Genomic DNA, 1390 nt, shown 5'->3' with positions numbered 1-1390 from the left:
ACCACCCCACCCCCACCACGCACCCCGACTCCCAGGGCCAGGGCCTGATCCACTTCGTCCTCGCCGCCCGCGAGGGCCAGCGCAACACCCGCCTCTTCTGGGCCGCCTGCCGCGCCTACGAGACCGGCCTCGGCCCCACCCTGACCGACGCCCTCACCCACGCCGCCCTCCACACCGGCCTCACCGAACGCGAGGCCCGCGCCACGATCGCCTCGGCGGCCCGCCTCACCGCCGGCCGGGGCCCGACATCGGCAAGGCCACCCACAACTCAGTAGGCGCCACGAAGGGCGGGCGCGAACAAGACGAGCCCAAGGCGACTTCGAGCTACGAAGAACGGCAGTCACTCGACGCGGAGATACTCACGGCCCCTCGGCTTGGTGCCGCCTGAGCCCGCACCTCTTCCGGGATCGGCGCCCCGCCTGCAATCACCGTCCATGAACCCGCTTCCAGGAACGCCACATAGTCCGTCGGAGCACCGTCAAGCTGCCATTCGCGCTCCTTCAGGCGGCTGACAACGAGCAGAAGTTCACGTTCTCCCGGAACTTCACGCGTAAACACCACGACGTTGACCTCACATGACGCGTTGACCACGGGATTGACCCTAAGTTGGCCCATGCCTTGAGTGGCCAGGCGGACGTCTCGGAGCACCTGCTCACTGGTCTTCTCAGGAACCGTCGAGGCCGACGCTGCCGCTGAGGTCGAAGGCCGCTGCGGCTTGGCTTCCGCCGAAGGGCCCGCGCAACCGACAGCCACCAGCAATGCCGCCGCGACACCGCCCCCTACCTGGAACCTGGACCGTCCCACCATCCGCCCCCCAGCCACCATGTCGCTGGCATCGAGAGCCAGCCCAGCGGCGCACCCTAGCAAGCGAGAACCGATGATCGATCTGAGGTTCCCCTCCGACCAGGACCGCTCCCCTAGTCAGCTGCCACAGAGCCGGGCCTGTGGTGTTATGGCCAGCGGACGGGCTCCAGGGTGCACCCTGCGGAGAGCGGGCACGCGAGACGGAGCGCGGGCTCTAGCCACAGCGGTGGCAGAGATCGACCTGCTCGCGGTCGACGCCGATCTGCGCGGCCAGGGAGTGGGCAGTGCTCTGCTGAACAGGTTGATCCTGCGCGGCCGTGAGGAGCACGCCAACCAACGGATCGGCAAGGCTCTGGCGGACGACGAGAAGAGCGGCTCGTAGCCCGCTAGCCCCCGGCCCTGGGCCGCACCTGGGCCGCACGCCCTGGTCAACGACCGGGCACAGGCGGGAAACCGCGAGACAGTTAAACAGGTCAGGGGTGCCGCGATCACAGCGGCACCCCTTCTGACCTGGCCCTTAGCGGACCTGCTGCGGTGGGTGTGGGATTTGAACCCACGGTGACTCGCGCCACGACGGTTTTCAAGA

2 protein-coding genes are annotated in these 1390 nt (G+C 68.4%); both read left to right on the top strand.

The window, feature by feature from the left end:
• A partial coding sequence (locus tag U9R90_RS36245) for a primase alpha helix C-terminal domain-containing protein (RefSeq protein WP_411061753.1) occupies positions 1 to 275 on the top strand: 275 nt, incomplete at its 5' end.
• Between the two features lie 548 nt (positions 276 to 823).
• Positions 824 to 1186, top strand: a complete 363-nt coding sequence (locus U9R90_RS36240; protein ID WP_411061752.1) for a GNAT family N-acetyltransferase — start codon at positions 824 to 826, stop codon at positions 1184 to 1186.
• The last annotated feature ends 204 nt before the right edge of the window (positions 1187 to 1390 follow it).

It is taken from the genome of Streptomyces sp. E11-3, assembly GCF_046540415.1.
GTDB lineage: Bacteria > Actinomycetota > Actinomycetes > Streptomycetales > Streptomycetaceae > Streptomyces.
The sequence above is the reverse complement of the archived record's forward strand: the minus strand, read 5'-3'. Positions and strand labels throughout refer to the sequence as shown.

Excerpts from the sequence above, each read along its gene's own strand:
- U9R90_RS36240 (WP_411061752.1), top strand. The coding sequence starts at position 824 with ATGTCGCTGGCATCGAGAGCCAGCCCAGCGGCGCACCCTAGCAAGCGA.